The sequence below is a fragment of the Stenotrophomonas sp. TWI273 genome (genome assembly GCF_039674765.1).
Taxonomy (GTDB): domain Bacteria; phylum Pseudomonadota; class Gammaproteobacteria; order Xanthomonadales; family Xanthomonadaceae; genus Stenotrophomonas.
In genome coordinates, this window is record NZ_JBDJOA010000002.1 from 430,234 (window position 1) to 457,132 (window position 26,899).

The 26,899-nt window shown below is 60.1% G+C and carries 24 protein-coding genes and 1 pseudogene; 16 read left to right on the forward strand and 9 right to left on the reverse strand.

Annotation, left to right across the window (positions count from 1 at the left end):
- Positions 1-1,017 (reverse strand): phage major capsid protein, P2 family, encoded by a 1,017-nt coding sequence (locus tag ABE571_RS04395; RefSeq protein WP_346493271.1) that lies wholly within the window; start codon positions 1,015-1,017, stop codon positions 1-3.
- Positions 1,018-1,070: 53 nt separating this feature from the next.
- Entirely contained in the window at positions 1,071-1,961 is an 891-nt protein-coding gene (locus ABE571_RS04400) for a GPO family capsid scaffolding protein (RefSeq protein ID WP_346493272.1), read from the reverse strand.
- A gap of 157 nt (positions 1,962-2,118) precedes the next feature.
- On the opposite strand from ABE571_RS04400, the gene ABE571_RS04405 reads away from it, so the two are divergent.
- The 5 genes from ABE571_RS04405 (at position 2,119) to ABE571_RS04425 (ending at position 6,947) form a co-directional block, all read left to right on the forward strand.
- Entirely contained in the window at positions 2,119-3,888 is a 1,770-nt protein-coding gene (locus ABE571_RS04405; RefSeq protein WP_346493273.1) for a terminase family protein, read from the forward strand.
- The gene (locus tag ABE571_RS04410; RefSeq protein ID WP_346493274.1) at positions 3,885-4,895 is read left to right on the forward strand and encodes a phage portal protein; all 1,011 of its coding nucleotides are present in this window, start codon (positions 3,885-3,887) and stop codon (positions 4,893-4,895) included. Before ABE571_RS04405 ends, ABE571_RS04410 begins: the two co-directional genes overlap by 4 nt.
- Before the next feature lie 11 nt (positions 4,896-4,906).
- The gene (locus ABE571_RS04415; RefSeq protein ID WP_080341456.1) at positions 4,907-5,119 is read left to right on the forward strand and encodes a Com family DNA-binding transcriptional regulator; all 213 of its coding nucleotides are present in this window, start codon (positions 4,907-4,909) and stop codon (positions 5,117-5,119) included.
- Complete coding sequence (locus tag ABE571_RS04420) at positions 5,067-5,768, forward strand: site-specific DNA-methyltransferase (protein WP_346493275.1); 702 nt, start codon at positions 5,067-5,069, stop codon at positions 5,766-5,768. Before ABE571_RS04415 ends, ABE571_RS04420 begins: the two co-directional genes overlap by 53 nt.
- Before the next feature lie 174 nt (positions 5,769-5,942).
- Positions 5,943-6,947 carry a hypothetical protein gene (locus ABE571_RS04425; RefSeq protein ID WP_346493276.1) on the forward strand — a complete coding sequence of 335 codons (1,005 nt, stop codon included), beginning with the start codon at positions 5,943-5,945 and terminating at the stop codon, positions 6,945-6,947.
- A gap of 100 nt (positions 6,948-7,047) precedes the next feature.
- Here ABE571_RS04425 and ABE571_RS04430 read toward each other — a convergent pair whose 3' ends face one another.
- Together ABE571_RS04430 and ABE571_RS04435 are read right to left on the reverse strand one after the other, a co-directional pair.
- A complete protein-coding gene (locus ABE571_RS04430; protein ID WP_346493277.1) occupies positions 7,048-7,857 on the reverse strand; it encodes a hypothetical protein in 810 nt (269 codons plus the stop codon).
- A gap of 162 nt (positions 7,858-8,019) precedes the next feature.
- On the reverse strand, positions 8,020-8,694 hold the full coding sequence (locus ABE571_RS04435; protein ID WP_346493278.1) for a Rha family transcriptional regulator: 675 nt from the start codon (positions 8,692-8,694) through the stop codon (positions 8,020-8,022).
- A 1,314-nt stretch (positions 8,695-10,008) separates the two neighbouring features.
- Here ABE571_RS04435 and ABE571_RS04440 point away from each other — a divergent pair.
- From ABE571_RS04440 to ABE571_RS04465, 6 genes are all read left to right on the forward strand, one after another.
- The gene (locus tag ABE571_RS04440) at positions 10,009-11,223 is read left to right on the forward strand and encodes an integrase arm-type DNA-binding domain-containing protein (protein WP_346493279.1); all 1,215 of its coding nucleotides are present in this window, start codon (positions 10,009-10,011) and stop codon (positions 11,221-11,223) included.
- A gap of 211 nt (positions 11,224-11,434) precedes the next feature.
- Positions 11,435-11,986 (forward strand): hypothetical protein, encoded by a 552-nt coding sequence (locus ABE571_RS04445; protein WP_346493280.1) that lies wholly within the window; start codon positions 11,435-11,437, stop codon positions 11,984-11,986.
- A gap of 60 nt (positions 11,987-12,046) precedes the next feature.
- A complete protein-coding gene (locus ABE571_RS04450) occupies positions 12,047-12,370 on the forward strand; it encodes a hypothetical protein (RefSeq protein ID WP_346493281.1) in 324 nt (107 codons plus the stop codon).
- A 70-nt stretch (positions 12,371-12,440) separates the two neighbouring features.
- Positions 12,441-13,283, forward strand: a complete 843-nt coding sequence (locus ABE571_RS04455) for a hypothetical protein (RefSeq protein WP_346493282.1) — start codon at positions 12,441-12,443, stop codon at positions 13,281-13,283.
- A gap of 30 nt (positions 13,284-13,313) precedes the next feature.
- Positions 13,314-14,437, forward strand: a protein-coding gene (locus ABE571_RS04460) for an IS3 family transposase (RefSeq protein WP_346493283.1) whose coding sequence is annotated in 2 segments (ribosomal slippage) — positions 13,314-13,590 and positions 13,590-14,437 — 1,125 coding nt in all. Because the reading frame shifts where the segments join, the coding sequence is not laid out codon by codon here.
- Positions 14,438-14,666: 229 nt separating this feature from the next.
- Entirely contained in the window at positions 14,667-15,416 is a 750-nt protein-coding gene (locus tag ABE571_RS04465) for a hypothetical protein (RefSeq protein ID WP_346493284.1), read from the forward strand.
- Between the two features lie 31 nt (positions 15,417-15,447).
- Here ABE571_RS04465 and ABE571_RS04470 read toward each other — a convergent pair whose 3' ends face one another.
- Positions 15,448-15,621: a hypothetical protein gene (locus ABE571_RS04470; RefSeq protein ID WP_346493285.1), complete on the reverse strand. Its 174-nt coding sequence runs from the start codon at positions 15,619-15,621 to the stop codon at positions 15,448-15,450.
- Positions 15,622-15,898: 277 nt separating this feature from the next.
- On the opposite strand from ABE571_RS04470, the gene ABE571_RS04475 reads away from it, so the two are divergent.
- Positions 15,899-16,870: a hypothetical protein gene (locus ABE571_RS04475; protein WP_346493286.1), complete on the forward strand. Its 972-nt coding sequence runs from the start codon at positions 15,899-15,901 to the stop codon at positions 16,868-16,870.
- Between the two features lie 11 nt (positions 16,871-16,881).
- Positions 16,882-17,277, forward strand: coding sequence for a hypothetical protein (locus ABE571_RS04480; RefSeq protein WP_346493287.1), 396 nt, complete (start codon positions 16,882-16,884; stop codon positions 17,275-17,277).
- Between the two features lie 874 nt (positions 17,278-18,151).
- Here ABE571_RS04480 and ABE571_RS04485 read toward each other — a convergent pair.
- Positions 18,152-19,239, reverse strand: a pseudogene (locus ABE571_RS04485) (IS3 family transposase).
- 611 nt (positions 19,240-19,850) lie between these two features.
- Between ABE571_RS04485 and ABE571_RS04490 the strand changes: the two are divergent.
- Entirely contained in the window at positions 19,851-21,236 is a 1,386-nt protein-coding gene (locus tag ABE571_RS04490; RefSeq protein WP_346493288.1) for a PIN-like domain-containing protein, read from the forward strand.
- A gap of 1,097 nt (positions 21,237-22,333) precedes the next feature.
- Entirely contained in the window at positions 22,334-22,630 is a 297-nt protein-coding gene (locus ABE571_RS04495; protein WP_346493289.1) for a hypothetical protein, read from the forward strand.
- A gap of 28 nt (positions 22,631-22,658) precedes the next feature.
- Here the strand turns inward: ABE571_RS04495 and ABE571_RS04500 are convergent, their stop codons facing one another.
- Positions 22,659-23,180 (reverse strand): hypothetical protein, encoded by a 522-nt coding sequence (locus tag ABE571_RS04500; RefSeq protein WP_346493290.1) that lies wholly within the window; start codon positions 23,178-23,180, stop codon positions 22,659-22,661.
- 109 nt (positions 23,181-23,289) lie between these two features.
- Positions 23,290-23,412, reverse strand: coding sequence for a hypothetical protein (locus ABE571_RS04505; protein ID WP_302476396.1), 123 nt, complete (start codon positions 23,410-23,412; stop codon positions 23,290-23,292).
- Positions 23,413-23,620: 208 nt separating this feature from the next.
- On the opposite strand from ABE571_RS04505, the gene ABE571_RS04510 reads away from it, so the two are divergent.
- A complete protein-coding gene (locus ABE571_RS04510; RefSeq protein ID WP_346493298.1) occupies positions 23,621-24,658 on the forward strand; it encodes a DUF5694 domain-containing protein in 1,038 nt (345 codons plus the stop codon).
- A 29-nt stretch (positions 24,659-24,687) separates the two neighbouring features.
- Here ABE571_RS04510 and ABE571_RS04515 read toward each other — a convergent pair whose 3' ends face one another.
- Positions 24,688-26,889 (reverse strand): TonB-dependent receptor plug domain-containing protein, encoded by a 2,202-nt coding sequence (locus ABE571_RS04515; protein WP_346493291.1) that lies wholly within the window; start codon positions 26,887-26,889, stop codon positions 24,688-24,690.
- Positions 26,890-26,899 lie beyond the last annotated feature (10 nt).

Below are 26,899 nucleotides of genomic sequence, written 5' to 3' on the forward strand. Positions count from 1 at the left end.
TCAGGCTTCCTTGATTTCGATGTTTTCGACGACGCAGCCGAAGCCGTAGTCCTCGACCACGTAGGCGTCGTTGGACGACTCGTAGTTCTCGATCCGGTTCTTCTTCGGGTTCTCCACGACGTGGCGGCGGCGGCCGCCCTCCTGCCAGTAGATCGACAGGTTCTCCAGCGAGGTGACCAGCAGGGTGCCATCCGGGATGTACGGCACCTCCGCAACCTGCAGGCCGCCCAGGCGTCGCTGGGACAGGATGACGTCGGTGGCCAGCTTCTCGGTGGAGGGCTGGTCGGCGTTGACCAGCGGGAAGTACTTGTCGTGCAGCAGGCCACGGCCGACCACCGCGACCAGCCCCGGATCCTTGCGGTGCCACGGATCGATCAGGTTGCTGACCGAGTCGAAGACCAAGGCGTCCAGGTTCTTGTAGTCACCATCGGTGCCGACCACCACCTTGCCCGAGGCAGCCTTCACTTCATCCAACACGCGGGCCGGGGCATTGGTGCGGTACTGCTGCAGCCAGCCGATGTTGACGTCTTCCAGATTCGGGTGAGCGGTGCGGTCGGTGGTTGCCGCCGCGCTGGTGCCATGGAAACCGATCATCAGGCGGTCGAGTGCCTGGCGCTTGACGATGGCGTCGCGCAGCTTCGCCTGGAAGTCGGGGAACTTCGCCCAGGCATCCAGCAGCGCGTAGCGGATCGCGGTGTCGAAGTCGGTCTGCTTGCACTCGTAGGTCTGGCTGTCCAGACCGGAGACGTCACGCGGGGAGCGCTCACCGTTGCCGGTGGTGTCGGTGCGGCCGGCGATGGTGCTGGAAACACCGATGCCAACCTTCTGACCCTTCAGTTCGTTGACGCCGATGATGTTGATCCGGCTGAGGAAGTCGCTGGACTCCTGCATCCGGGTTTCCAGCTTCTGCTGGATGGTCGGGTCGACGCTGAACACCTGGCCGGCGTCGGCGACGCCATTGAGGGAAGCGATCTGGCTCAGGAACGCCGTGTACAGCAGGCGGGTTTGATTACGCATGGGAGGTCTCCGGAAAGCGGGGATTGGGCGGTGGGCTGCGGCGCGGGTTCGCGTCAGCAGTCGGTCAGGGCGGTCTGGCCGGTTTGGCCGTTCTGGCCGTTCACGACGGGGCGGAAGGCCTGCGTGGTCGAAGCGGTGCTGGACAGCTTCGTCTCCAGCGCACTGAACTCCGCACGGCTTTCGTCCAGGTCCTTGCGCAGCGCGGCGAACTGCGCGCCTTGGTCTTTGATGCTTTCGGCGATGCCGGTCAGCACATCGGCAAGGCCAGCGAACGCCTGCGCATCAGGTGCGCCTTCCGGGGCCGGCGGGGTCACCGGTGCCGGAGGCGGGTTCGCCTTGCCGGTGAAGCGATCCAGCAGGCCGGCGATGCCGGAGAGCAGCTTGCCGGTGGCGTCGGCGCCGTCAGCGCTGACCTCTTCCAGCTCGATGCTGGATTCGCACGACGCGGTGAACACGTTCTCCGCGTTGAGCTTGCGATCATCGAACAGCTTGGCCTCGGGGTGCTTGGCCGCGAAGGACAGTTTCTCGGTGCCCAGGCTGGCCGGGCTGTCGGTGACGGCAAGGCCGACCAGGTAGGCGCCGCCGGTCTTGGCGAAGTTGGGCGACACCTCGATGCTGGTGTAGATCTTCTGCTTGTCGTTGTTGACCATGCTCACCAGGGCATCGGTCGGTTCCAGCTGGGCGAACAGCGCCAGCTTCTTCTTGCCGTCGATGTCGACCTCTTCGGCCTTCACCGCCACCACATCGCCGTAGGCCTTGAACGGGCTGTCCGGCAGGATGCCGCGAATGTGTTCCAGGTTGATGCGGGCGCCATACAGCGACGGGTTGTAACTGCCGGCCATCTGCTGGATCCAGCCACGCTCGATCACACGGCCATCGGTGGTGTCGCCTTCCACGGCGACGCGGAAGAACTTGCTGCGGTACTTCTTCTTGGGATCCGACATGGTGTCCTCTGCTGATTTTGGCCGTGTGCGCGGATCGCGCTTCAACAGGTCCATGGTCGGCAGAGCGACAAACAGCAGCAACGCAACCGAGTTGTAAAACTCAGCGCTACGTCATTGATTTCTGTATGAATCGGTCGTCGGACGCGACCCTAGTGCGGTGAACGACGTCGCCGCCCAACTCCAAACCGACAGCCGCAGACAGGCCAAGTTTCTGTACTGGATGGGCTGGCGTGTCACCGAGATCGCAGAGGCGATTGGCGAGAAAGAGAAAACCATACACAGCTGGAAGGCGCGTGACGAGTGGGACCGCGCTGACAACGTCGAGCGCATCGGCGGCGCGCTTGAACAGCGCCTGGTGCAGCTGATCCTCAAAGACGGCAAGACCGGCGGCGACTTCAAGGAAATCGACCTCCTGCACCGCCAGCTGGAACGACAGGCGCGGATCCAGCGCTACCAGGGCGGCGGGACAGAGGCCGATCTGAATCCGGCCGTGGCCAACCGCAATGCCGGCCCGAAGAAGAAGGAACGCCGGAACGAGTTCAGTGAGGCAGAGGTCGAGCAGCTGACCACCGCGTTTGTCGATGGGTGCTTTGATTACCAGCTGGACTGGTACAAGGCCAGCAACCTGCGCACCCGCGCGATCCTCAAGTCGCGCCAGATCGGCGCCACCTACTACTTCGCCCGCGAGGCGCTGATCGATGCGATCAAGACGGGCCGCAACCAGATCTTCCTGAGCGCATCCAAGGCGCAGGCGTTCCTGTTCCGTGGGTACATGCAGTCATTCGTGCGCGAGACGCTGGACAAGGATCTCAAGGGTGGCGACAGCATCGTGCTGGCAAACGGTGCCGAGCTGTTCTTCCTGGGTACCAACGCCCGCACCGCGCAGGGCTATCACGGCAACTTCTACTTCGATGAGTTCTTCTGGACGCACGGGTTCGATGAGCTGAACAAGGTGGCCAGCGGCATGGCCATGCACAAGAAGTGGCGCAAGACCTACTTCAGCACGCCATCCACCATGGCCCACCAGGCGTACAGCTTCTGGACTGGCGAGCGCCGCAACCGGGGCAAACCAGCCGACAAGCGCATCAAGATCGACACCTCGCACGATGCGTTGGCGGGCGGTCACCTTGGCCAGGACAAGCTGTGGCGGCAGATCGTCACCATCCTCGACGCCCAGCGGCGCGGCTGCGATCTGTTCGACATCGATGAGCTGCGCGAGGAATACAGCGCGGACGCCTTCGAGAACCTGCTGATGTGCGGGTTCGTGGATGACAGCGCCAGTGTGTTCCCCCTGAGCCTGCTGCAGACATGCGGCGTCGACAGCTATGTCGATTGGGCAGGCGACTACCGTCCCTTCGCTCAGCGCCCCTATGGCGACCGCCCGGTGTGGGTGGGTTACGACCCGGCAGAGACGGGCGACAGCGCCGGCTTGGTAGTGGTGGCGCCGCCCAGCGAGCAGGGCGGCAAGTTCCGCGTGCTGGAACGCTTCCAGCTCAAGGGCAACGACTTCGCCGCGCAGGCCGAGATCATCCGCAAGATCACCCAGCGCTACTGGGTCACCTACATCGGCATCGACACGACAGGCATGGGCACAGGCGTGGCCCAGATCGTGAAGACCTTCTTCCCCAGCCTGGTCACTTTCAACTACTCGCCCGAGGTAAAGGCCAGGCTGGTGTTGAAGGCTTACGACGTGATCAGCAATGGGCGCCTGGAATACGACGCCGGCATGCTCGATCTGACAAGGTCGATCATGGCCATCAAGAAGACCCTGACCAAGAGTCAGCGGCAGGTCACCTATACGGCAGGGCGAAGCGAAGAGACGGGCCACGCCGATCTGGCGTGGGCGCTGTTCCATGCCCTGCACAACGAACCGCTTGAGCGCCCGCACGCATCGGCGCGGCGCAGCCGATTGGAGATCAACGCATGAACGACGTCGCCGCACCTGCGGCCCCCGCCCGCACGGTCAGCTTCACCTTCGGGGATCCGGTACCGGTGCTGGAATCGGGCGGCATCCTCGACTACGTCCACTGCTGGCAGAACGGGCGCTATTACGAGCCACCGGTGTCGCTGGACGGCCTGTCGCGGGCGACCCGCGCCAACGTGTACCTGGGATCCGGCCTGCGCTTCAAGACCAACATGCTGGTCCGCACCTTTAGGCCGAACAAGATCCTGTCCCGCGAGGCCTTTGAACAGTTCGCCATGGACTGGGTGCATTTCGGCATGGGCTATCTGGAACGCCGCAACTCGGTGATAGGCAACGCGGTGGCGCTGGTACCGGCACTGGCCAAGTACATGCGGCGTGGCGTCGAGCCCGGCACCTTCTACCAGGTCCGCGGCTGGAAGGATGAGCACGAGTTTGAGCCGGGCAGCGTGTTCCAGCTGAGGGAGGCCGACGTCAACCAGGAGATCTACGGCTTGCCGGAATGGATGCCCTCGCTGCAGTCGGCCCTGTTGAACGAGTCGGCCACCCTGTTCCGCCGCAAGTACTACAACAACGGCTCGCACGCAGGCTTCATCCTGTACCTGACCGACGACCAGATCGATGACGCCGACGTGGACGCGCTGCGTGAGTCGCTGAAAAGCACCCGTGGCGTCGGGAACTTCCGCAACCTGTTCCTGCACTCGCCCAACGGCAAGAAGGATGGCCTGCAGCTGATTCCGGTCAGCGAAGTGGCCGCCAAGGATGAATTCACCGGCATCAAGAGCGTCACCCGCGACGACGTCCTGGCATCGCTTCGGATCCCGCCACAGCTGCTGGGGGTGGTGCCGCAGAACGCTGGCGGCTTCGGTTCGATCCGCGACGCGTACACTGTGTGGGGCGAGACCGAACTCGCCGCCCTGCAGACCCGGATGTTGCGAGTGAACGATTGGCTCGGTCAGGAGGTGATCGCGTTCGATCCCTTCGACCCGAAAGCTCTGGGTGGTGGCGCGTAATGCCGTCCACCATGCAGAACCTGCGTTGCGGAGAGTGCGCCAAGTTGCTGGCCCGCGCCCTCGGCTACGCCGAGCTACAGATCAAGTGCCCGCGCTGCGGCACGCTCAACCATATGAAGGCCGAGAGCCTCCCCTCAGTTCGCCCAGAGCGACTTGAAGAAGGCTCCTGCCATGCAAAACCTGCTGTTGAAGGGCGACGCCCTGTCCCTGCTGCCGACTCTTGAAGCCGGCTCGTTCGATGCCCTGATCACCGATCCCCCTTACGCCAGCGGTGGTCTGACCGCCGCCGCCCGCCAGCGGCCACCATCGGAGAAGTACGTCCGCTCCGAGCTGCACGCTGACTTCCTGGGCGATGAGCGCGACCAGCGCTCGCACCTGCGGTGGATGGTGATGTGGTTGAGCGAGTGTGCCCGCCTGCTCAAGGAAGGCGCGCCCGTGTGCGTCTTCACCGACTGGCGGCAGCTGCCGCTCACCACAGACGCGCTGCAGTGCGCCGGGTTCACCTGGCGCGGGGTGACCGTGTGGGACAAGACCGAGGGTGTCCGCCCCCAGCGCGGCCGCTTCCGTAACCAGGCCGAATACATCGTGTGGGGCAGCAAGGGCGCCATGCCGCTGGACCGGAACGCTCCGGTGCTGCCGGGGGTCATCAAGGCGAAGGTGCGCCGCGATGACAAGCTCCACATGACCGGCAAGCCCACTGATCTGATGCGCCAGGTGGTGCGGATCTGCGAGGCGGGCGGGCGGATCTTGGATCCGTTCGCCGGGTCAGGTACCACCCTGGTCGCCGCCCAGCTTGAGGGCTTTACTTGGACCGGGTGCGAGGTCACTGAGCACTACTCGCAGGTAGCCAGGGAGCGTATCGCGGCCCTTTAGCATTAGGTGATCCGGGGCCGCCGAGGGCGGCCTTGGACCAAAGGAAGTAGGTGATCTTGTTAGACTACTTTGCGCCCGAGCCAGCAGTCTCATGCCGCGCCCGCTACGGTGCTTATCCCAATACGCCGTGTGGTAGAACGTGAGTCCTAACAGTGCTCCCGGAGACGACTCGGTATGTCCAGTTTGTTGAACGAAAGTTATGAGGCCCAAACCTGGGCCCAGGAGGCAATCAAGCGGCATCCTGACGGCATTCATGGAAAGATTATCGCCGGAGTGGCTTGGACAGACGCGCGTGCCGAAGACGGGGCTCTTTTAGTCGAAGGGGATCCTGATGTGATGCTAGAGAAGCTGCAAACAGGGCGAATCCCGTTGATGAAAGGGCATGATCCGGGACGCCCCATGGGAAATGTCTTAGACGCAGCTCTCTTCCAGACGACCCGTGGCGAGCGGTTTATCGCGGTAGTCCTTGGCATTTACGAATCTGGCATAGGGTTAACCTTCGCCGATCTAGGCCTAGACAGACATGTCGCTGCTGACCGAGTTCTGCCAGAGCCTGACCCTGGTGCATCTATCGAGATCGCCTATGACCCTCGTGAAGTCTCAGAAGAATGGGTGGCTGAAATCGAGGCCATCTCTCCATTGGGCGTGGTCCGTACACCGCTTTCCCACAATGCTGCTGAATCCGTTGTTGAGCTTCTGCGCATTGGCTTGCCCTATGCCCTCATTGTATGGAACCCAGTGGCGAAATCGTTTGGAGCTGAGGTTGGAAAGGCTCTGTACGGCAGTGTCCACGCTTGGTTGAAACGAACCATTGAGACCGCCAAGGCGCGCAAGGACCCTCTGCTAAGCTTGGAAGCGCACCAGAATGGTTGCCACGTAATGTTCTTGATTCGTGGTAACGATCTCGCCCTGAACCAAGCAGCACATGAGGGCCTGTCGCAAGCTGCGGTACAGGCCGCTCAGATCATTGATGTTTTGATAGAAAGGGGTATACCTGCCCACAAGCTCGTGTATGAAATGGATAGAGAACAGCTCAGGTGGTTCCCATCCTACGCAGTCCTTGACCAAGGACGGCTCATCACTAACACAGCGACGTTGATCGCCGCGGGAGCGGACTTGCCTGCCGGCTTGAGCCTCGGGTTTTTGCGTGACGACATCGGCGATTCGAAGCAAAACTAGCTTGGGAGTAGAGCGGCCTTCTTAAATCACCTGTTAGGCCGCCCTCGGCGGCCTTTTCTGATCCAGATGAATGCAAGAAAGCTGAGCTAAAAAGCGTCGCTTAAGCGAAATCTACGTGGCTGTAAATTCCTTGAATCTGCACCATGCCTAGACCTTCCAAGGTGCCTTCGAAAGCATTGCTGGAGTTGGCAAATCTCACGGGTCCCAAAGCGCCTTGATCTTGATCAGCGTCAAAAAGTCGTATTTCTTGCGCGACATATGCCCAGCGCATGTTTCTATAGCCAGTAATTTCGACCGCGCCATCACGGTTGAAGCGCATGGTCGTGCCGTCTTTAAACTCCGCTCGCCCCGCCCTAATTTTGAAAGGCTGTGAAGTGACGTAGTTGATAAGGATTCGTTCGATCTCGTCAGCCCTGCGGCCCTCCAGTGTTTTCATAGATAGGGCTCGGACCTTCCTGCGCTCCCCTGTCAGCTCACCACGCATTTCTGCCAAGGTCGTTCTCAGCTCACCAACCTTCTTTTGAAGTTCGACGCTCTCAGCCTCCGTCAAAAGGCGGTGGCCATCCGCACGCAGATCAGCTTGTTTTAGCCGAAGCTTGCGTTGAAGGTTCCAGCGATGAACCCATTCGGTTGGCCAGGGCACCAAGAAAATGTAAACGATTGTGGAGAGGATGGGCCCTAAAAAGTGATAAAGCGCGAACGTCTTGGCGGTCGGGTACAGGACCTCATCGATGTAATGGAACCGCTGGCCAAGTGGCATGCCGGAGAACAGGGCAAAGATCATTCGGTGGTTCCAAAGCACCCAGCTCACTAGATAAGCGCCGAGGAAGGGGCTGTTTACCCTGCTTAGCGCCGCCGCTTTTACCTCTTCCTTGAAGGTCTCCACTATGGTGTCGTTTTGGTTTGTCATGACGCGATCCTTGTCTAGGTTGAAGCCTGTGAAGTGCTGTAGAGGCGATGTCGCTGCCCTGGCCTTGAGCTTGGGACGGAGGTAATACGGCTATGAAATAGGCTAAGGGCCGAGTCAGTGCATCTGAGATGGGGCGGCGCGGCGAAGTTGGCGACGTGGACGTTACCTGCTCTCAAGCGCCAGTGGTGAAATCCCCATTGACTGCATGGTCGGCATTGGGATGCCAAGCGTTGTATTGATCTGGTAAAGCTGCCAGTAGGCTTGCCGCCTCTCCTGGTCGTCCCTGGCATTGCTGAGGGCGCGAGATGCCTTATAAGCGTGCTCGTGGAGCATGAGCTTGTCTTTCAAGCGGACGCCCTTGGCGAAGGCTAAGTCGTCTGCTAACGGGGCGACATACGGCTGGCGGAGCTTGGCTTCCATCGTATTGAAGGCGGCGATGTAGGCGAGCTTGAACGCTAGGGCGTGTTTCCCGGTGAATCCCATTGCCAACAGAGCAAAGCCATCCCGACTCAGGTTGTAGCCGGGGTCACGGCGGACGGCACCGTTGCCCAGCCTGACCTCGATCACCGTGGCTGCGAACATCTCACTTGGGAACATCAACGCAATTTTGCGTTGATGTCCATCCATATCCTTTTCCGCATCATCCCGCGAAGCAGGCTCGAGGTGCGCTTGTCCTACGTACAGGCTTCGTAAGTCCCCCAGGAGATTTTCAATCGCTCGCAGTACGTCGCTGTGGCGCTTGTCGAAGAAGGCGGCCACATCCGCGCTGGTGGTGAACGGATAGCCATCAGGTGACGTGTGGATCTCGGGGGCGGGGAGCAAATCAATGTCGGCCATCTACCGATTGTGCCTCAACACCCCGGCGCGCGCAGTCGTCGCCCCGCCACGCCTGCGGTCTTTTCTCCCCTTTTTTTCCGCACCCCTGCGCACCTCGCGGGAGGCCGCCGCAGCTGCTGCTGACGGCCATCGCAGGGGCGCTCCGATCCCTGCGGAACCCTGCGGCAATGGCGTGCTTTTCGTACGCGTCCAGGAAGCCCCAGCGGTGGTGCGGCCATCCCGAATTATTTGGAGTCCCACCGGAACCAGGTAACGCGGTAATCAGGTTCCCAAAAAGGGCGGCAATGCCTTGTGCCACAACGTTCTCCGGAGGTTACCTCTGCGGGTGATTTGAGGTAATTCCAGCATGGGTGTCGAGTAATGTCATTGATTTATAAGCACTTTTATCAGGCCCCTGATTACCTCGGTGAAAGGTAATCAGATTACCCGGACGTTACCCTAAAATTACCTTTGATATATCTATATAACATATTGATTACATTGAACAATTTTGCTTTGTTTGAGGGGTGGTTACCTAAGTTACCTGTTTCCGATGGTCATCCAAATATTTGCCATTAAGGATGCGGAAAGGCGCCCACGCTCTCTGCCGCCCGGCTATCACGCTCGCTCAGCGCCACCGTCGCCGGTGGTGCATCGCCGGCGCTGGCCATGGCGCTCCGGCCGCTAAGCTATTGCTCGCTGAGCGATCGAGGACGCTGCGATGCATGACGGATGGGAGTACAGAGCCGGCCGCTGGGATCTACGCTGGGGCAACCGATCAGTCGCCGTGGTCGTGCTGCAGCCAGACGGATCCGCACAGATGACGCTGTGCGCATTGAAGATTTGGCAGGTCATCCACGCGCGGGCCGCCAGCGTCGACCAGGCCAGGCGATACGCCGAACGCTGGTGTGCTGCGCGGCTGTTTCCAGAGGTGCCGAGTAAGGAAGGGGTGAGGCGGTTCCGCAATCGCCCGGGAAGCGCCCAGGGCGTTCTCTAAGGTGGCCAGCGACCGGAACAACCGCGCCGCCGTGCCTTATGGGTCAATGGTTTCACGAGCCGTCACCGGAACAATGGAGAGGGCTATGTCATTGATCGCACTTCATTCGGTAGCTGCCTCATAATCCTTTGGTTCCAGGTTCGAATCCTGGTGGGCCCACCATTACGCTCTCCAGCGGCGTCCAGCACAGTTCAGGAATTGGCCTGATCGCCCGTAAAAATAAAGTTCTGGTGTTCGTTTCAGTCCACCGGTATCTAGTTGCATCCGGCGCCAGAGTGAGTCAGTGTGCGAGTCGCGAAGCGCGTCTGCTTCGTCCGACTCACAACCATCTGACTCACATGCTCACGGACGCCAAAGTTCGCTTCCTTAAGCCGAGGGACGCCATCTATCGAGTGGCCGATACCAACGGATTGGTGATCGAAGTACGTCCCGCGGGAACCAAAGCATGGCGCTATCGCTACCGGTATTTAGGCAAGGCAAGCATCATTACTTTGAACGAGTACCCAGCTATGGGGCTGCAGGCCGCACGTCTGGAACGTGACAGGTTGAAGGCTCTGCTTCGCGGCGGCGCGAACCCGGCCCAAGTGGCAAGGGCTGAGAAGATTACAAATGGAGAGCGGGCAGCTGTCACATTTGGCTCTATTGGTTTGGAATTTCTTGCCAAGCGAACTAGAGAAGGGCTCTCCCCCGGCTCCGTTGCACGCGAGCGGCGACTCATCGAGAAGGACCTGGCGGCTCTTGCCGAGACGCCAGTGACCGATATCACAGCACCGATCCTCTTGGTTGCGCTTCGTAAGCTCGAGAAGCGCGGCGTAATTGAGACAGCGCATCGTGCGCGCTCACATGCGGGACGAATCTTCCGCTACGTGATCGCTACGGGAGGCGCGGAGCGCAATCCTGCTCAGGACTTGATAGGTGCCCTAGAACAGCCCAAGGTAAGGCACTTCGCAAGCATTACCGAGCCTGCGCAGATTGGCGCGTTGCTTCGTGCGATGTGGGCGTATCAGGGATCGCCGGTAACCCAGGCCGCCTTGAGGCTGGCTCCTATGACCTTCGTGCGTCCTGGAGAGCTCAGGAAGGCCATGTGGCAGGACATCGACCTTGATGTCGGGGAGTGGAGGTACGTGACGAGCAAGACCAAGACGCCTCACGTCGTCCCGCTGTCCAAGCAAGCGGTAGCTGTTCTGAGAAACCTGCATCCTTACTCGAGGCGAAGTGAGTTCGTGTTTCCCGGCGTGCGCAGCGCCCAGAAGCCAATGAGTGAAAATACTCTTAATGCTGCACTGAGAAATCTCGGGTTCGACTCCGACACTATGGTCGGTCACGGCTTTCGCGCAATGGCGCGAACCGTACTCGACGAAGTGTTGGGCTTTAGGCCCGACTACATCGAGCATCAGCTCGCCCACTCGGTTAGGGCCCCCTTGGGACGTGCATATAACCGTGCGACGCACCTACCGGAGCGTCGAAAGATGATGCAAGCCTGGGCTGACTATCTAGATAGGTTGAGGTTGGGGGCGGATGAGGCAGTACACGGACGGGCGGACGCGGCCTAAACCTCCTGATCAGCGAGACCATTGAAGAGCAGGTGGCCGTCGGATGAGAGAGACTCGATGGCACCCTTAGCCCTATTGTGTGGGCTGGCTTGTTAGCCGGAACCAGTCGACCTAAGATCGAGCTATATCAAGGGTAAGCAAGCCATACGATGCTTTGTGGATAAGTCTTATGACCGGACCCACTAGTCCGTCTATTAGGTAGTTTGAACGCATGAGAGAAGCACTGCGCGAGCTGACCGAAAATGATTACTGGTTGTATGGACCGCGTGTCCACGAGTTTGATGAAGTAGTAGCGCTCATTCAGAAGTACTCGGACTATGCTGACGCCTGTGTAGAACAAATGATCTCCGGCTCCGATGTCTCTCCTGAGTTCGCCGACGCGCACGTTGAGGTGTCAGCTGATCTCCGCTACTACAACCATATCGAGAAGGGTCTTCTCTGGTCGTTCGCGTTGTGGCGGCTACAGGGGATGTTCGAGGCAGTCTTGGTCGCGCACTACCTGGCCGAAAGGCCGCCAAAGCCACTGCTCGGACTGAAGGCGAAACTGCAGGCCGTGGCAGCTGGAGGATTTCGGACCCCCGAAGCCGATGTTGCCGAGTTGCTGGCGTGGGCGAACCTCCGGAACCTGTTGTCGCATTCGCCCCCAGAGCACTTTCGCCCTGTGGCGGTCGATCGCGAGGATGTGGAGGAGTACGTGGCGCTCTTAAAGCGAGTCTGCGCAAGCTGGGAGGCCCAGCGGCCGGGAGTGCCCAATGCGGTCTAACAAGTCGTTCGACGCGTGCCGGTCAACTCCGACGTCAGTCGGCTTGGGGAGGTCGTGGCGATGAGTCAGAAAATCGAGGACGTTCTTCAGGTTCTCGCAGGCATCCGCAGTGGCTACCAACCCGACAAGCCTGAGCCACTTCGTAGGGTGAGGGTTCGGGTAGTCCGCCAGATCGCCAAGCAACGTGGCGTTGACTACCAAGCCATCGCGGATGCTTATATCCGTAGGCTGGCTCCGGACATAGAGCGCACGCCGGCATTTGACCAGCTCGTAGAGGATTGGCTGGCGTCAGACTCTCAATCGCTGCAACATATTCTTGAGGATCATGCTTTAGACCAAGGCGACCAGGCACGCATAAGTCAGTTCTTTGCGTCCCCCACGTAACGATTCTTTGAAGCCGACACCGCTTCGTGGCTCGGCTTAATTCAGGCGTCATGCGGCGCAGGAGAGTGTAGTGACAGCCTATGAAGAGCTTTCTCAGCTTGCCGAATCGCTCAATGCGGCTGCGGCCGGCATAGAACGTGATGAAACATCGCAACCGATCTCTGCGCTTCGTACAGCGGTAGCAGAGGTTGGGCGGTCATTCTCTGGCTCTTGGCTCGGCTACCACTCGCGGGTTTACTACGAGAACTTTCAGACACCACCGCCAGGCGCACACTTCAGTCAAGAGTGGGGTCTCATGGATACCCTCGCCAGCTTGGGCTCAGTTGGCCGCTGGCGTGAGTATCCAGCCCAAGAAGTAAAACAGCATGTTCTCAGCCTTGCAGGCAATCCTGATCTTTCCGAAGCAGAGGCCGCTGCAGAATCGGTGGATGAGATTTTCGGCCACGCCAAAGCTGAAATAACTTCGATCTTCCAGACAGAGCTTGCAGCAGGCGCTGACGCATTCATTCAGAGCTTGAATGAGCAGCTGCAAGCATTAGAGGTACTCTCGCCTAGTGAAGTCGCTGAACGACTGAATCAGCGCGGCCAAGTGATGACGCGCGACACCATCGTCCTCGGCCAAGGCACACAACTTCCACCGCATATTGCGATCAAGGCTCAGTATCGGGCGATAGACCATTCGTTTGCAATTTGTAGGGCTGCTGCGGATATAGCGCGCAAGGGCGCTTCGCATCTTGAGCGCAAGTCTAGGAGAAGCGGGCGCGATTCTAGAGTCGGCACCAATGTGTTCATCGGGCACGGTCGAGCAGGAGCATGGAGAGAATTGAAAGATTTCATCCAAGATCGCGTTCGTTTGCCTTGGGACGAATTCAATAGGGTTCCGGTTGCGGGAGCGACGTCCCCCCGAGATTGAGTAGCGAAGCGGTTTGGAGTCCAATCCTCAATGACAAGGAGATTGGACGTGAAGAAGCGCTTTTCCGAAGAGCAGATCATCGGCTTCCTACGCGAAGCTGAGGCCGGCATGCCCATTAAGGACCTCTGCCGCCAGCACGGCTTCAGCGAGGCCTCGTACTACCTGTGGCGCAGCAAGTTCGGCGGCATGAGCGTGCCCGACGCCAAGCGGCTCAAGGACCTGGAGGCGGAGAACACACGCCTGAAGAAGCTACTGGCAGAACAGGTCTTCGAGAACGACGTCATCAAGGATGCGTTGCGAAAAAAGTGGTGACCGCACCGGCGCGCAGGCTGCTGGTGCGGAGCATGGTCGAGAAGGGGTTGAGCGAGCGGCGGGCGCTGAAGGTGGTGCGGATGAGCGCTAGCGCGCTGCGCTATGAGCCTCGGGCCGACCACAACGTTGAGCTGCGCGAGCAGATCGCCGCGCTGGCGCATCGGCACAGACGCTACGGGGTGGGCATGATCCATTTGAAACTGCGACAGAAAGGGCTGGTCGTGAACTACAAGCGAGTGGAGCGCTTGTATCAGGAAGCGGGCCTGCAGATGCGTCGCAGAAAGCGTAAGAAGGTGCCGGTAGGCGAGCGCCAGCCCCTCCTGCGGCCGTCCGCTGCCAATGAGGTGTGGTCGATGGACTTCGTGTTCGACCGCACCGCGGAAGGCCGGGTGATCAAGTGCCTGACCATCGTCGACGACGCCACCCACGAGGCTGTTGCCATCGAAGTGGAGCGGGCAATTTCCGGGCAAGGTGTGTCCAGGGTGCTGGACAGACTGGCCATGCAGCGCGGCTTGCCACGAGTGATCAGGACAGACAACGGCAAGGAGTTTTGCGGTAAGGCGATGGTGGCCTGGGCTCACGACAAGGGAGTTGCCCTGCGTCTGATCGAGCCGGGCAAACCGAACCAGAATGCTTACGTGGAGTCTTTCAACGGGCGTTTACGCGATGAATGCCTCAACGAGCACTGGTTCCCGACATTGCTTCATGCCCGTACCAGCATCGAAAGCTGGCGGCGCGACTACAACGAAGAAAGGCCCAAAAGAGCGCTTGGCGGACTAACACCCGCCCAGCACGCCGCGCAGTTGGCGGCGAAGAAAGATACCATCAGCACTGGATTCTAAACCCACCCACTACTCAGGTCGGGGGTACGTCGAAGGTACCGGAGATCGAACCTTTCATGTCTTGTATCGGTACGGGGATAGAAATTCAATTTAGCCGAACCCGCTTCGCGGGTCGGGTTGACTCAGGCGCTTCTATGTCCGCTTCTGGCCGGAAGCGGTCACCCAAGGGCGGGTGCCCATTGTCTACACAACCCTGGGCGATTCAGGGAGAAGGCACGGAGGATCCTTCGTGCAGGATCTCGAGTCAGGCGCGATTGTTCCTGCGCATCGCGGCATAGTGACTCGCGGAATGGCGCGAGTGAGGAAGGAGGCGCTGTCGCGAGAGACAAACGCGACAACGACGATGATCGAGACATCTCAAGGACGCAAGTCTCTCTTGTTGGTAGCAAGCCTGGATTCTCCGCAGTTGGTGGGGGACGTCACCGGCTTTGCAGAAGAGATACGGAGAGCCGCTGATGCTGTCGTGAGGGAACAGCCGGTCGACCGATCGGGCGGCGTGAACGCTGGTGCGCTCAGTTCAGCCGACTCGATGGACAGACGTCTAAAAGAATACTTCGCCGAGTTCTCTGGCAAGCGAGAGCTGCCACGCAGGGACGATGTGGTCGTAGAGGTCAGGCACGGCCGCGTTGTCCAGCAACTGAGGGCGCATTTTGAGGACAACGGAAATCCCCTTAAGTCTCAGCAAGTCGATCTCGAAGTGCTGCGACAATCGACCCTGTTGCTCTTCGAAGTCAAGACCTCGGCGTCGCCAACTGATCTCTACACTGCCGTCGGACAACTCTCGTTGCATTCGCTCGCTGTGCAGGACGAGTTTCCACGCGTCAATGTCCGGAAGGTGCTGGTGCTCCCCGTGGCTCCGAGCATCCGGTTGCGAAATAGCATGCGAGAGCGGTTGGGGATTGAAGCTCTAGTCTTTCGCTGGAGGGGGAGCTTGGGAGTGGAGTTCGACGCCGCTGCGCTGTCGGCCCTAGGGGCGTAGGAAAGGGGCGCCTACGGCCAACACCATTTAGCTATTGCTGCTGCCACGGGGCGTAGAGGAATTCCGGTAGAGGGATGTAAAATGGAAAGAAGCCCTTGAGTCGCAATTCGGCCACGGCGAAGCCCTCGGCGCAGAGGCCATGCTGGTCGCCGTCCAGTCCCAAGCCATAGGGCGCCACGGGAAGCGCGAGGGGATCGAGGCGCACGACTGAGAGTCGTGCCTCAGAACTAGAGACCAAATCAACGGTGTTGTCGCGAACAGCTAGCACATAGCGGTAGGGTAAAAAGTTCTCGCGAGCTGTCTCTTGTTCGTGGCTAGCGGCAGAAGGCATTGTTGAACCCCACTTGCTAGAGAAATCGACCGCCGCAATCAAGAAGCACGCCCGCAGCAACCTGCCCGGACGCTGCCCAACCTCGAGAGTTGTGGTGTATTGTCAGCGCAAAGCCTGTCATGCCTGATCGATACGATGGAGGAGAAGGGAGATGGAATACTCAGATGACTATCTGCGTGAGTACCTGCCGCGATTCAGTCCGGCAATTGAGCGAGTTCCAAGAGCTGTTGTGCGCGAAATCGAGCGGCGTAACGACTACGTGACCGACAGCCCCGATCTGATTGCGCGGTCCGCTTTCTGGACCTACGCGCTCTTCTCTGAGATTAGTCTGCGTCAGTATAGATCCGGCCTCCTGGGATACCTGTGGCGGAATCCGCCGTGGCACATGCCGATCTGGCCAGGATTTGGCACAACTCAGCTCTCCTTTGGGCTCTTTGACAGCCGCCTAGAAGCTCCCGGGATTGGGTTCATCCTAGATGTTCCGGGGTGGGATGGACCGGAGTTCGCGATCGTTGATAGCCTCAGCTTTCCTCGTCTCGGCAAGGTTAGCTTTCCTTTCGCTATTCGACAGACGCAGATCGAGCATCACGTGGATCATCCCAAAGGCGCCACGAGCGCATGTTGGGCTCAATGTAAGACAACGTCGTGCTGGGGAGTTCTCACCGCAGGTCACGCGTTCGAAAATTTTCATCCCGGGCAGGTAGTGAACTTGGCGTCCGGCAGCATTGGGTCATTTCTTCGTTCTTACTTTCAGCCGATCGATGCCGCCTTTGTACTCGCACCGGCGCCGGCCCACATTCCTGCGCAGCTTCCCGTTGCTAGCTTCGCTGCGGTGGGTCAGAAGGTTTTCGTTGACGTTCAAACCGGGCCGACCGCACGTACTGTAGTAGATGTAAGTTTCAATTGTGGCGTGGTGAACACGCGGCAGATTGGGGTCACGTTTTGCCTAGATGAACCCGAGTCGCCTGGCGATTCCGGTGCACTCATCCGCACCAATCGCGGCGAGGCCCTCGGTATCTATCGCGGCGCGCTGCTGGTGCCTGGTGCACCTTCTGGAAGTCGTGGCTTCGCTCAGAACTTCGAGCAGGCGATTCTTGCCCTGAATGTTGTTCCCTATCTGTAGAGAATAATTCGATGATTGATCCTGCGCACGATGATTTCGAGATCTCCATACTCGTACCCGGCCAAGCTGTCGCTACGCACACGCCCGATCCGTCAGTAGTACATCATTCGGTTCCCGGCTGGGTACCAAGCTTTCGCCGAGTAGCTAAGGTTGGCACCGGACAGCTCCAAGAGCAGTGGACGCGTACGATTGATAAGCTGATGCAACTGAGTTCCGCCGCTGCAGCCTGTTCTAAGGATTGGTCTGTTGATGAGATCGAGGTCGGCTTGACCATGAGCGCCAAGGGGGAGCTGCTATTCATCGCCGAGGCGGGCGCGGAGGCAAGCATCACGTTCAAGCTGACGCGAAAGAATCAGCCTACATCTGATGTGCTTGTGCCCACGTCACCGCCGTCAGGAACTTCTTAAGTCGATAGCGCATACGAATGGCGACGGATACGGCCGGACCCGTGTGCTAAAAAGCACACTTGGTAACCGAATTGCCCTCATTTGCCGAGAGGGCGGTACAGGCACGTCCGTCAAGCGATTTGGGCTGGGATTGTTCAACCCACTGACTAGCGACGGATGTCTAACCTCCTAGGGAGGAGGTAGGTTCGGACGCGGGCTATTCGCTGTGGCCGGTACAAATGTCCCAAGCAGCAAGTACGAACGATGACGCTGCTAGTGTCGTTCGGTTCCTTTGCCGCGTTGTGGGCGCCGGATAAGAGCCCGTGCACGCTCCTATCCGGCGCACCTGCAGACAAGGCTATGCCACGCCAAAAACTCCAATTTAGCGAGCCTGCTCGTTCTTAGGCGGCCCGACGGTAACCGTGCCAGACCCGGAACCGGAACCGCCGCCGGTATCCCCACCCACTCCTAAGCCGCCGTTGTTGCCTACGCCGCCACCAGGGTTGGTCGTGCCTCCGGTGCCGCCGCCGCCATTTCCTGGACTATTGTTGCTCTGCGTACGATAGTTGGTTCCCTCGTACTGGTCTGTGTCTGTCACCGTGTAATCGACACATCCGCTACTTGTGCAGACTACGACTGTGTCGCCAGTAAGCGGGCGGCTACCATAGCCCAAATTCGACATCGACATCGACATCTTGTATCCGCATGTGTTTAGAAAAATTTGGATCGTTGGGTCCGGATGTGGCATGCCAAATTGGCATGCGTCGCATGCTACCCGGCCATATCGTGCTCCCGCATTTGCCATGGCCCACACTGCCAGACCGCCTACCGCGAGCAAAAGCACGCCCGCAACTCGTGGTAATCCCCCCGCTTTTAGCGGTCGCCAAAAGTGGAACTACGCTGCCAGTGCAAGCTTCTGCATTGGCGTGATGCCGCCGGGCGCCATGTTTGGGCGCTCGTGGTTGTAAGTCCATAGCCAACGAGTGGCGATGTCCTGGACCTGTTCGATGTCATTGAACAGATTGCTGGCAAGCCAAGCGTAACGCACGGTCCGGTTGTAGCGCTCGATGTAGGCGTTCTGCTGAGGATTGCCTGGCTGGATGTAGAGCAGTGCAATGTCGTGCCGCTCGGCCCATGCTTGCAGCGCTCCGCTGATGTACTCGGGCCCGTTGTCGCAGCGTATGGCGCGGGGCTTTCCGCGCCATTGAATGACCTGTTCCAAGCTGCGGATGACGCGCGCCGCAGGCAAGGAGATGTCGACCTCAATCGCCAGTCCCTGACGGTTGAAGTCATCCAGTACGTTGAGCATCCGGAAGCTGCGTCCATCAGCCAACTGGTCGTGCATGAAATCCATCGACCATGTCTGGTTGACCGCCTCAGGCACTGCCAAAGGCTCCGGCACTTCCCGGACGATGCGCTTGCGCGGCTTGACGCGCAGATTCAGCTCCAAATCGCGATAGATCCGATACACGCGCTTGTGGTTCCAAGCAAAGCCCTTCACGTTGCGCAGGTGCAGGAAGCACAGCCCAAAGCCCCAATCGCGGTAGGCGCTGGTCAGCCTGAGCAACCAGTCGGCGATGATCGCATTTTCTTGGCAGGCCTTTGCCTGATAGCGGTAGCAGGTCTGACTCACCTCGAACGTCCTGCACGCATGAACGATGCTGGTGATGCCTGCCTGGACCGCCCGTCTGGCCATCTCGCGACGCTGAGATGGCCTCACCATTTTTTTGAGAGCGCTTCCTTCAGCAGCTCGGCACTGAGCTGCGCATCGGCGTACATCTTCTTCAGCCGCCGGTTCTCGTCCTGCAGTTCTTTTAGCTGGGACACCATGGACGCATCCATGCCGCCGAACTTGCTGCGCCACTTGTAGAACGTCGCTGAGCTGATGTCATGCTGTCGGCAAAGGTCAGGGACAGGCGTGCCGGCCTCGACCTACTTGAGTACGGCGATGATCTGGCTGTCGGTGAATCGTGATTTCTTCATGGGATCTCCTTGGGTTAGGTTACGAGAAAATTCAACTTCTGGCTGCGGCTAACCTGCGGGGGGATTACCGAGGCCGCCCGGCCCAACGCAAATACCTCGACAAGACGCTGGACAAAGGGCATCGTGACGCGAGCCACCTGCACGTCGCCAAGGCTGGTGCCGTCCCAACGGAAACGTGTAGCTCCCGGGTGGAAGTAGTGACGAAGGTGGGAGCCATTGCAGAGGCACGGCTGTCGTGATGAATCTTGCGTCTGAACATGGGCAGCACTTCCCCGCTGGCGGCAGGGTTAGTTGTACGTGTGTACGTGTGTACGTGTGTGCGTATGTAGCGGTCAAACCGTGTTCGAAGGGGGCGGCGATCGGCCAAGTATTCACTTTCAAGGTACAGATCAACTGTCCGCTAGCTCCTAGCGAAGCGCGAGTTGGTTGTAGGAAAAGGTTTCATCGTTCGGCCGGCCGGCCGCTGTCTAGCGCCCTGTTTGCGATGCAGTATGGGGGGGCAGGGAAGCTACTAGTAAGCGCGGCTTTGGATGGAAGCTCAATCGCTCAAGCTGGTGTGTTCTGGCTGGGCGGAATCTCCGCAAATTCTCGATATCTATGGATGGCAATGTATGAGCGGAAAAAAATCAACCGTCAAGAACGGGGTGCTTGAAGGTCTGTTTCCCGGTTATTACGCACCCAGTGAGCGCGACCTAGAGCTGCTTTGGAGCCAGGCAACATTCGTTGTTGACGCAAACTTGCTCCTGCAGCTGTACGGACTGCCTGAGAGGACAAGATCCGAAACTCTTGGCGCGTTAGGGAAGCTAAAGGAGCGACTGTGGATGCCATATCAAGTTGCAGTCGAGTTTCAGAGAAATCGGCCGCGCGCTATCGGGCAGGCTCGAGACCGAGTGAACAAGGTAACTGAGCCACTCGACGGTGCCTTGGCGCAGTTTGAGGAGGCCGTCGCTGCCGTGCAGCTTGAAAAACGGGGCCTTGACCGCGCGTCAAGAGACATGAAGAAACTTCTGTCGCTCGGAAGCTCTGTCATCAAAGAGGCAAAGGGCGCGCTCAACGGGCAAGTTGACTTGGTCGGTGCAGATTCTGTGCGTGAAGAGATATCTGCACTCTATGAAGACAGGATTGGTGCGCCTCCGACGCAGCAGCATTTGAACGAAATGTACGCAGAGGCTGAGAAGCGCTACAAGGACAGAATGGGTCCGGGGTTCGAAGATGCTAATAAGAAGGACCCAACTTTTCGGCATGGGGGCATTGTCTACAATCGCCTCTACGGCGACTACGTGCTGTGGAAGCAGGTGATAGACCATCTGGCAGATCAAGATCAGGTGGTTGATCTGGTTATCCTGACCCAGGACCGAAAGTCTGATTGGTGGCAGAAGCACAATGAACGGCTGGTTGGGCCTCACCCGGAGATGTGCACGGAGATGCTCTCTGAGGGAAAGCTAGAGCGCTTCTGGATGTACGACCTCGAGGAATTCCTAAGTGCTGCCGGGGATCGTCTGAGTGCCAAGGTGTCAGAGACCACTCTGAGTGACGTCGCGTATGCGAATGCGGAGATCTCGGAATACTGGAAGAAGGCTGCTGAGGAGATTAGGTTGAATGTTCGTGAAATGACGTTGCCCGGGCCTTCATCCGATCATTCAGAGAGACTAAGAGCGCTAGGTGTCGAGCCGAGCATTTTCTCTTCGTATTACTCGGCTGGTGAGACCACGTCAACCCCCGGAAGCTGGGGTGCTGTCACAAGCATCAAGAATCTTGGAGTGATGCACACTGGGATGGTGCTTCGTGAGTTGGCGCGAAAGATTCATTCCCAAGGCGGAGAGAAGATCCACTTCTATTGTTCTACTCCCAAGCCGCCAACGGAGTTTGATCGTTCTTCATTCAAGGGGTTCATCTCTGATACGGACGACATGGAAATTGAGCCGGGACTAACAATATTCTTCTACTTCCCTTCCCTATTTGGGAAGTACAAAGTCGTTGAAGTGAAGCGGTACTAGCCGCTCCGTTCCAAATCAACTCACGTTGTAAAGACAGCGGGTCCTGAGATGGTCTGGGTTGCCTTGCTGATTAGCCAATCCGTGCCGTCGATTTGCGGTTTGAATCCGCTCACGGTGATGGATCGCCGTGGGTAAAGATCTGCTCGGCCCAGTGCCGGAGTGTAGGACAGCGAGTCGGCGTCACGGTCTAGGCGCTGGAGCTCGGCGTGTGCGTGGTGCCGGGGCTCGGTCTCGGTTGCGTAGGTGGGTTGGAGCTTCCTCTCGTTGTCGGACGTGCCCACAAGCACGACCGTGCGCCGGTGAGCCTCTCGCGTTCAGAGACTGCGCAGCGGTGCTGGTCACCGGACTGCCGGGTGATCTGCACGCCCGGCAGCTCGATACTGCTAGGCGTGGGACCGCTGCCAATGGGCGCGAAGATCAGGGTGCTGGCTTTGACGGTGGCCACGGCGTCCAAGCGCTTGGCCAGCCGCGTCAGTATGCTGATGTTGCTCTCGTTGGCCCGGTCCGAGTGCGGCACCGCCATGCCCGCCAGATCGGGAGCGATAGTCGCCTTTGGCGAGTGGTCACCGGCGATGATGGAAAGCACACGCTTAGGGTTGTGACGTGCCAGCTTCTTTCACGACGGGAGCAAATGGCACCGGTCAGGTCCGCGCTGCGCGCGCTTACAGTGACGACATCCGGTGCCCCGCTGTGTCCCACGCCGTCCACCACGAAGTTTCCATTATGGATCATTCCGTTGTCCCGCTAGGCCATGGCCAGGGTGGGGGTGACGCCACGCTTTCGGAGGTCTACTGCGCCGTCATAGACGCTGATACGCAGGTCGCGCTGGTCGGCCTCATTGTAGGCTTCCCCGCCAGCCAGACTCCCGATAACTAGAGCTCTCAGGCATCTTTATCCAGCCAGGAGGTTGCATGCGCACATCAAAATTCATCGAGACGCAGATCACCACGGTCCCCAAGTAGAGCAATGTCGGGTTTGAGGTGAAGGATCTATGTCGACAGACCGGCGGCAGCACTTGCACGAAAGCGATGAGCTTCGCGCCAATCACAAATTCAATCCTGCTTGCGTGCGCTCTCTCCGCCGGTCTATCCGGCTGCATGTCGAGCATCCTTCAATATGACCGCGGCAATCCGGTCGTGATGAGTTCGCTGCAGCAGGGGGCGAGCCGCGAGTCGGTCCTGAGCGCCGCGGGACGGCCGCTGGACGCAATGGTGCTCCCCGGCATCAACGGCGTCTGTTACAACTATCTCCTGCGCAACCGCGGCAACAGCTCGCCCTACTATGTGGCCTTCAACGCGCAGGGGCGCGTGGTCAACGCAGGCTATATCGCCTGCGAGAAGGCTCTCGCTGCCGGGTACCTGGATTCCAGTGAGCCGATCAAGCCGCGCTACTGATTGAACGACAACGCGATGCGCACGCGCGTCATCGCAACAGCGATGGCGCCTGGTCGATCCGCCACGAACCATTCAACGCAAGCACCACCGCGAACGTTCCGCACAGCAACACGTCGGCCTCGTTGTTGTCGCGCAGGGAGCGATCCGCCCCCGGCAGCATGAGTACCTCCACCTCGCCGATGAAGTCATGTCGCTCGTGATGTCGGGCGCGCACCATCACGCGATACGGCCCGCACAGTGTGCGCACCACCGGACGGCTGCCTGCGGCCCGTGCCGCCTTGATCAGGTCGATCACGTTGCCGCGCGGCATGCGCCAGACGATCCGCTCGGGTTGGCCGAACCACTCCAGCGCCTTCACCTCGCGGGTGTGAAGGGCGCGCTTGGGGGGCGTGCGGCTCAAGGCCAGCGCTGCGCGACGGCTGCGCAAGGCAATCCACAGCATGCTGCCCACGATGAACAGCCCGGCGGCCAGCAGGTACACGAACACCAGCCCAAACCAGGGTGAGCTGTTGGGGATACCGAACAGCATGGCAAAGAAGATGAGCAGCATCATCCCCTTGAGCCACTCGACCTTGGTGTTCCTTGTCGCCATGCCGGATCCCTTGAGACACCCGCAACACGCGGGGAGCCGGCCATTCTGACCCGGCAGGGGGCGCTCGTCAGCGGTTGGGTGGCTTCTTTCGCAGGCTGAGGACGACGATGGCGATCACCGCTGCGATAGCGACCGGGATGAGCATCAAGCCGACGATGATGATCCAATGGTAGATACTGAAACTGCCCATGCGTAAGACCTTCCGTTGGTTGCTTCAATCCTACTATCTTGTCAGTAGGCGGCATCGGGAACTGGGTGGTGGCGCCCATAAGCCGGAACGAACTCCCGCACGGCGCCTTTGGTCCCCGTGTCATTCGGCAGGTGTCGCGGTGCCGGCGCCTTGCTAAAACATCCGTCAACCACCTCTCAGGCCATGGATGATGAAGCGACGCTACTCAATGCTGTGCGGCTGCCTGGTAACGCTGCTCCCCGCGGTTACGTACGCGGCTGTGGACCTTGCGGCGCTGGACAAGGACATGGTCGGCCCACGCACCGAGGTCCTCGTGCTGGGCAGCGTGCACCTGAGCGAGCACGAGGCCTTCGATCCCAAGGCGCTGGATCCGCTGCTGGACAGGCTGGCGGCCTTCAAGCCCGGCTACATCACCATCGAAGCCATCAGCGGCGAGCAGTGCGATCTGGCCAAGCGCCATGCGGCGGTCTACGGCGATGACTACTGCGCCAGCACGGACACCGCGAAGACGGCCACGGGATTGGAGGTGCCGGCGGCGATCGTACAGGTCAACAGGACGTTGGCGGCCTGGCCGGCTGCCCCCACCGCCGCGCAGCGTCGCCAACTGGCCGCCCTGTTCCTTGCCGCTGGCGAACGGGCGTCTGCCTACGTGCAGTGGCTGCAGCTGCCCGTGGCCGAGCGACGCGCGGGCGACGGCCTGGACGGCAGCCTCGTCGAGCTGCTCAAGCAGATTCAAACGCGCAAGAACGAGAGCTACCAGATCGCTGCGGTCCTGGCCGCGCGGCTCGGTCTGCAGCGCGTGTACGCCGTCGACGACCATACCGGTGACAATCACCAGATCGCCGACCGCAAGGCGTTCAGCGCGGCGCTCCAGCAGGCGTGGAGTGGGTATGGCCCCACGTTCGATGCCATGACGGAACGCGAAGCGGCCTTCATCGCGTCCAACGATCTGCTCTCGCTGTATCGCAGCGTCAACGATCCCGCGGCGCTGCAGGTGCTCGCCGAGTCCAACGTGCGCCCGACACTGGCCGCCGTGTCACCGCACCACTACCCCCAGATCTGGGTGCAGGGCTGGGAAATCCGCAATCTGCGCATGGTCGCCAACATTCTCGAGGTTGTGCGTGACCACCCCGGTTCCCGCGTCCTGTCCATCGTCGGCGCTTCGCACAAGCCCTGGTTTGATGGTTGGCTGGGGCAGGTCTCGGGGGTGGATATCGTGGAGGCACAGGACGTTCTCAAGGAGTAGGAGGGCACCGCAGCACCCTCCACGCTGCCTCAGAACCGATAGCCGACTTCCGCACCGACGATGCGCGGGCGATCGATGGGACCGTAGTAGTTGCCGTCACGGCCGAACGCCAGGTTGTCGAAGATCAACCCGTTGATGCGCCGCTTGTTGGTCAGGTTGTCGACGTACACGCGCGTGCTCCACGGCCCGGTTTCATAGCCGAGCTGCACGCCGAGGATGGCCACAGCCGGCTGGTAGGCGCGATTGCGTTCGTCCAGCGCCATGCGGCCATTGAACGATGACTCCACGCGCGCGAACAGCCCGGAGCGGTGCTGGTAGCGTGCGGCGAGATACGCCGTGTACTGCGGAGTGAGTTTGACGTCGTTGCCGGCCAGGCTTTCATTGGCGCCGACGAACAGCTTGCGGTACTCGGCGTCCACGTAGCCCGCGTTGGCGGTCAGCGTCAGGCCTGGCAGCACCTCCAGCGCGCCTTCCAGCTCCACACCGCGCGAGCGGATGGACGCATCCGAGCCTACGTAGTCGGAGGAGATCGGCCGGCCGTTGGCATCGGTGGCCAGCTGGATTTCCTGCCAGTTGTCCGAGGTGATGTGGAACACCGCGCCACCGATATGCCCGCGCCCGCCGAGCACGTTCATCTTGAAGCCGAGCTCGTGGCTCCACATCATTTCCGATTCGTAGCGCAGCACTTTGTCGTTGACGACGTCGCTCTGCGCGGCCGCCAGATTGAAGCCGCCCGGAATGTAGCCCTTGGCGGATGCGGCGTAGAACGAGAGCGTGTCGCTGGCGTCGTAGCGCAGTGACACGCGTGGCAGCGTGGCAGTGAAGGTGTGTGCGAGCTCGGCATCGCGATAGAACACCAGGCCGCCCGGGCCCAGATCGAGCGTGCCTTCGCGCTGGCGGGTGGAGCGCTTGGCCTGCTCATGGCGCAGGCCAAGGCTGGTGGTCAGTTTCGGCAGCGAGGGTGGGGTGTAGCTGGCCGTGCCGAACACGCTGTAGTCCTGGCCATCCGAGCCCTGCAGCGGAGCGAGGTCATAGCTGCCCAGGCCGCGCAACGGCGGGCCGACCAGCGTGCCCAGGATGGAGTCCTTGTGGTGCCGGTAGGTGGAGATGCCGGCGATGTAGGTCAGGGCCTGATCGCTGGGGGAGCTGAAGCGCAGCTCGCCGTTCCAGCTGTGCTGCTTGTCGTAGATGCGCCCGGCGAGGGCGGGCGTGGCGGTCATGTCGAAGTCGTAGCCGGCGGAGGTGTCCTCCTCTTGGCGGTAGGACAGGGCCGCATCCAGAGTGCCGCCGGACAATTGCCATTGCGCGCTGGTCCCGGCGACGGTTTCATTCTTGGTGGTGCGCTTGGGCGCATCGTTGATGTAGGTGAAGTCACCGGTACCACGGCCGCCGTTGTAGAGATCGCCATAGGTGCGGTTATACAGACCGACATCCAGCGGCAGATATTCGTACTCGAACATCCCGGGTGCACGCGTGCCCAGGTGATAGGCGATCGCATTGATGGCCAGCGTATCGGTCGGCTCCCAGCGAAGTTTGCCCTGCAGGTAGGTTTCCTTGACCTTGCCTTTTACGCCATTGAACGGCGTGAGGTTCTTGAGGTGGCTGTCTTCGTCCGAGGCCATGAACGCCATCGAGCCGAACAACCGGTCGCTCTTGCCAAGCGCGCCGCCGAGGAAGCCATCCACGCTGCGGCCATGACCGTTGCTGAAGGAGGTCAGCCCGACATTGACCTCGCCCTCGGTGGTGGCCGACGGTGCGCGCGTGCGCACCAGCACCAGGCCGGATTCGCTGTTGGCACCGTACAGCGTGCCCTGTGGCCCGCGCAGGATCTCCACCGACTCCACATGGTTCAACACCGCGTTGCTCAGCTCGCGGAACGGAATGCCATCGATATAGACCGAGGCCCGGTTGACCAGAAACGGGTTGGACTCGATGCCGCGGATGGAGATGAACATGTCGCTGAGCTGACCCATCACGTTGAACTTCACGTTGGGGGCCAGCTTGTCCAGGTCGCGGAACTCGGTGACGTGCGCTTCTTTGAGGGCTTCGCGGTTGAGCACGGTGACCGACATGTCGCTCTTGAGGTACGGGGTAGCGCGTTTGCTGCCGGTTACTACGATGCCGTCCAGTTCGGTGGCCTTGGCGGCCGGGGTGGACTGGGCCTGGGCGGGCGCACTGGGCAGCAACTGAAGCGCGGCGAGCACGGCGCCGGCAAGTACAGCGTGTTTCACGAGGAGCCTC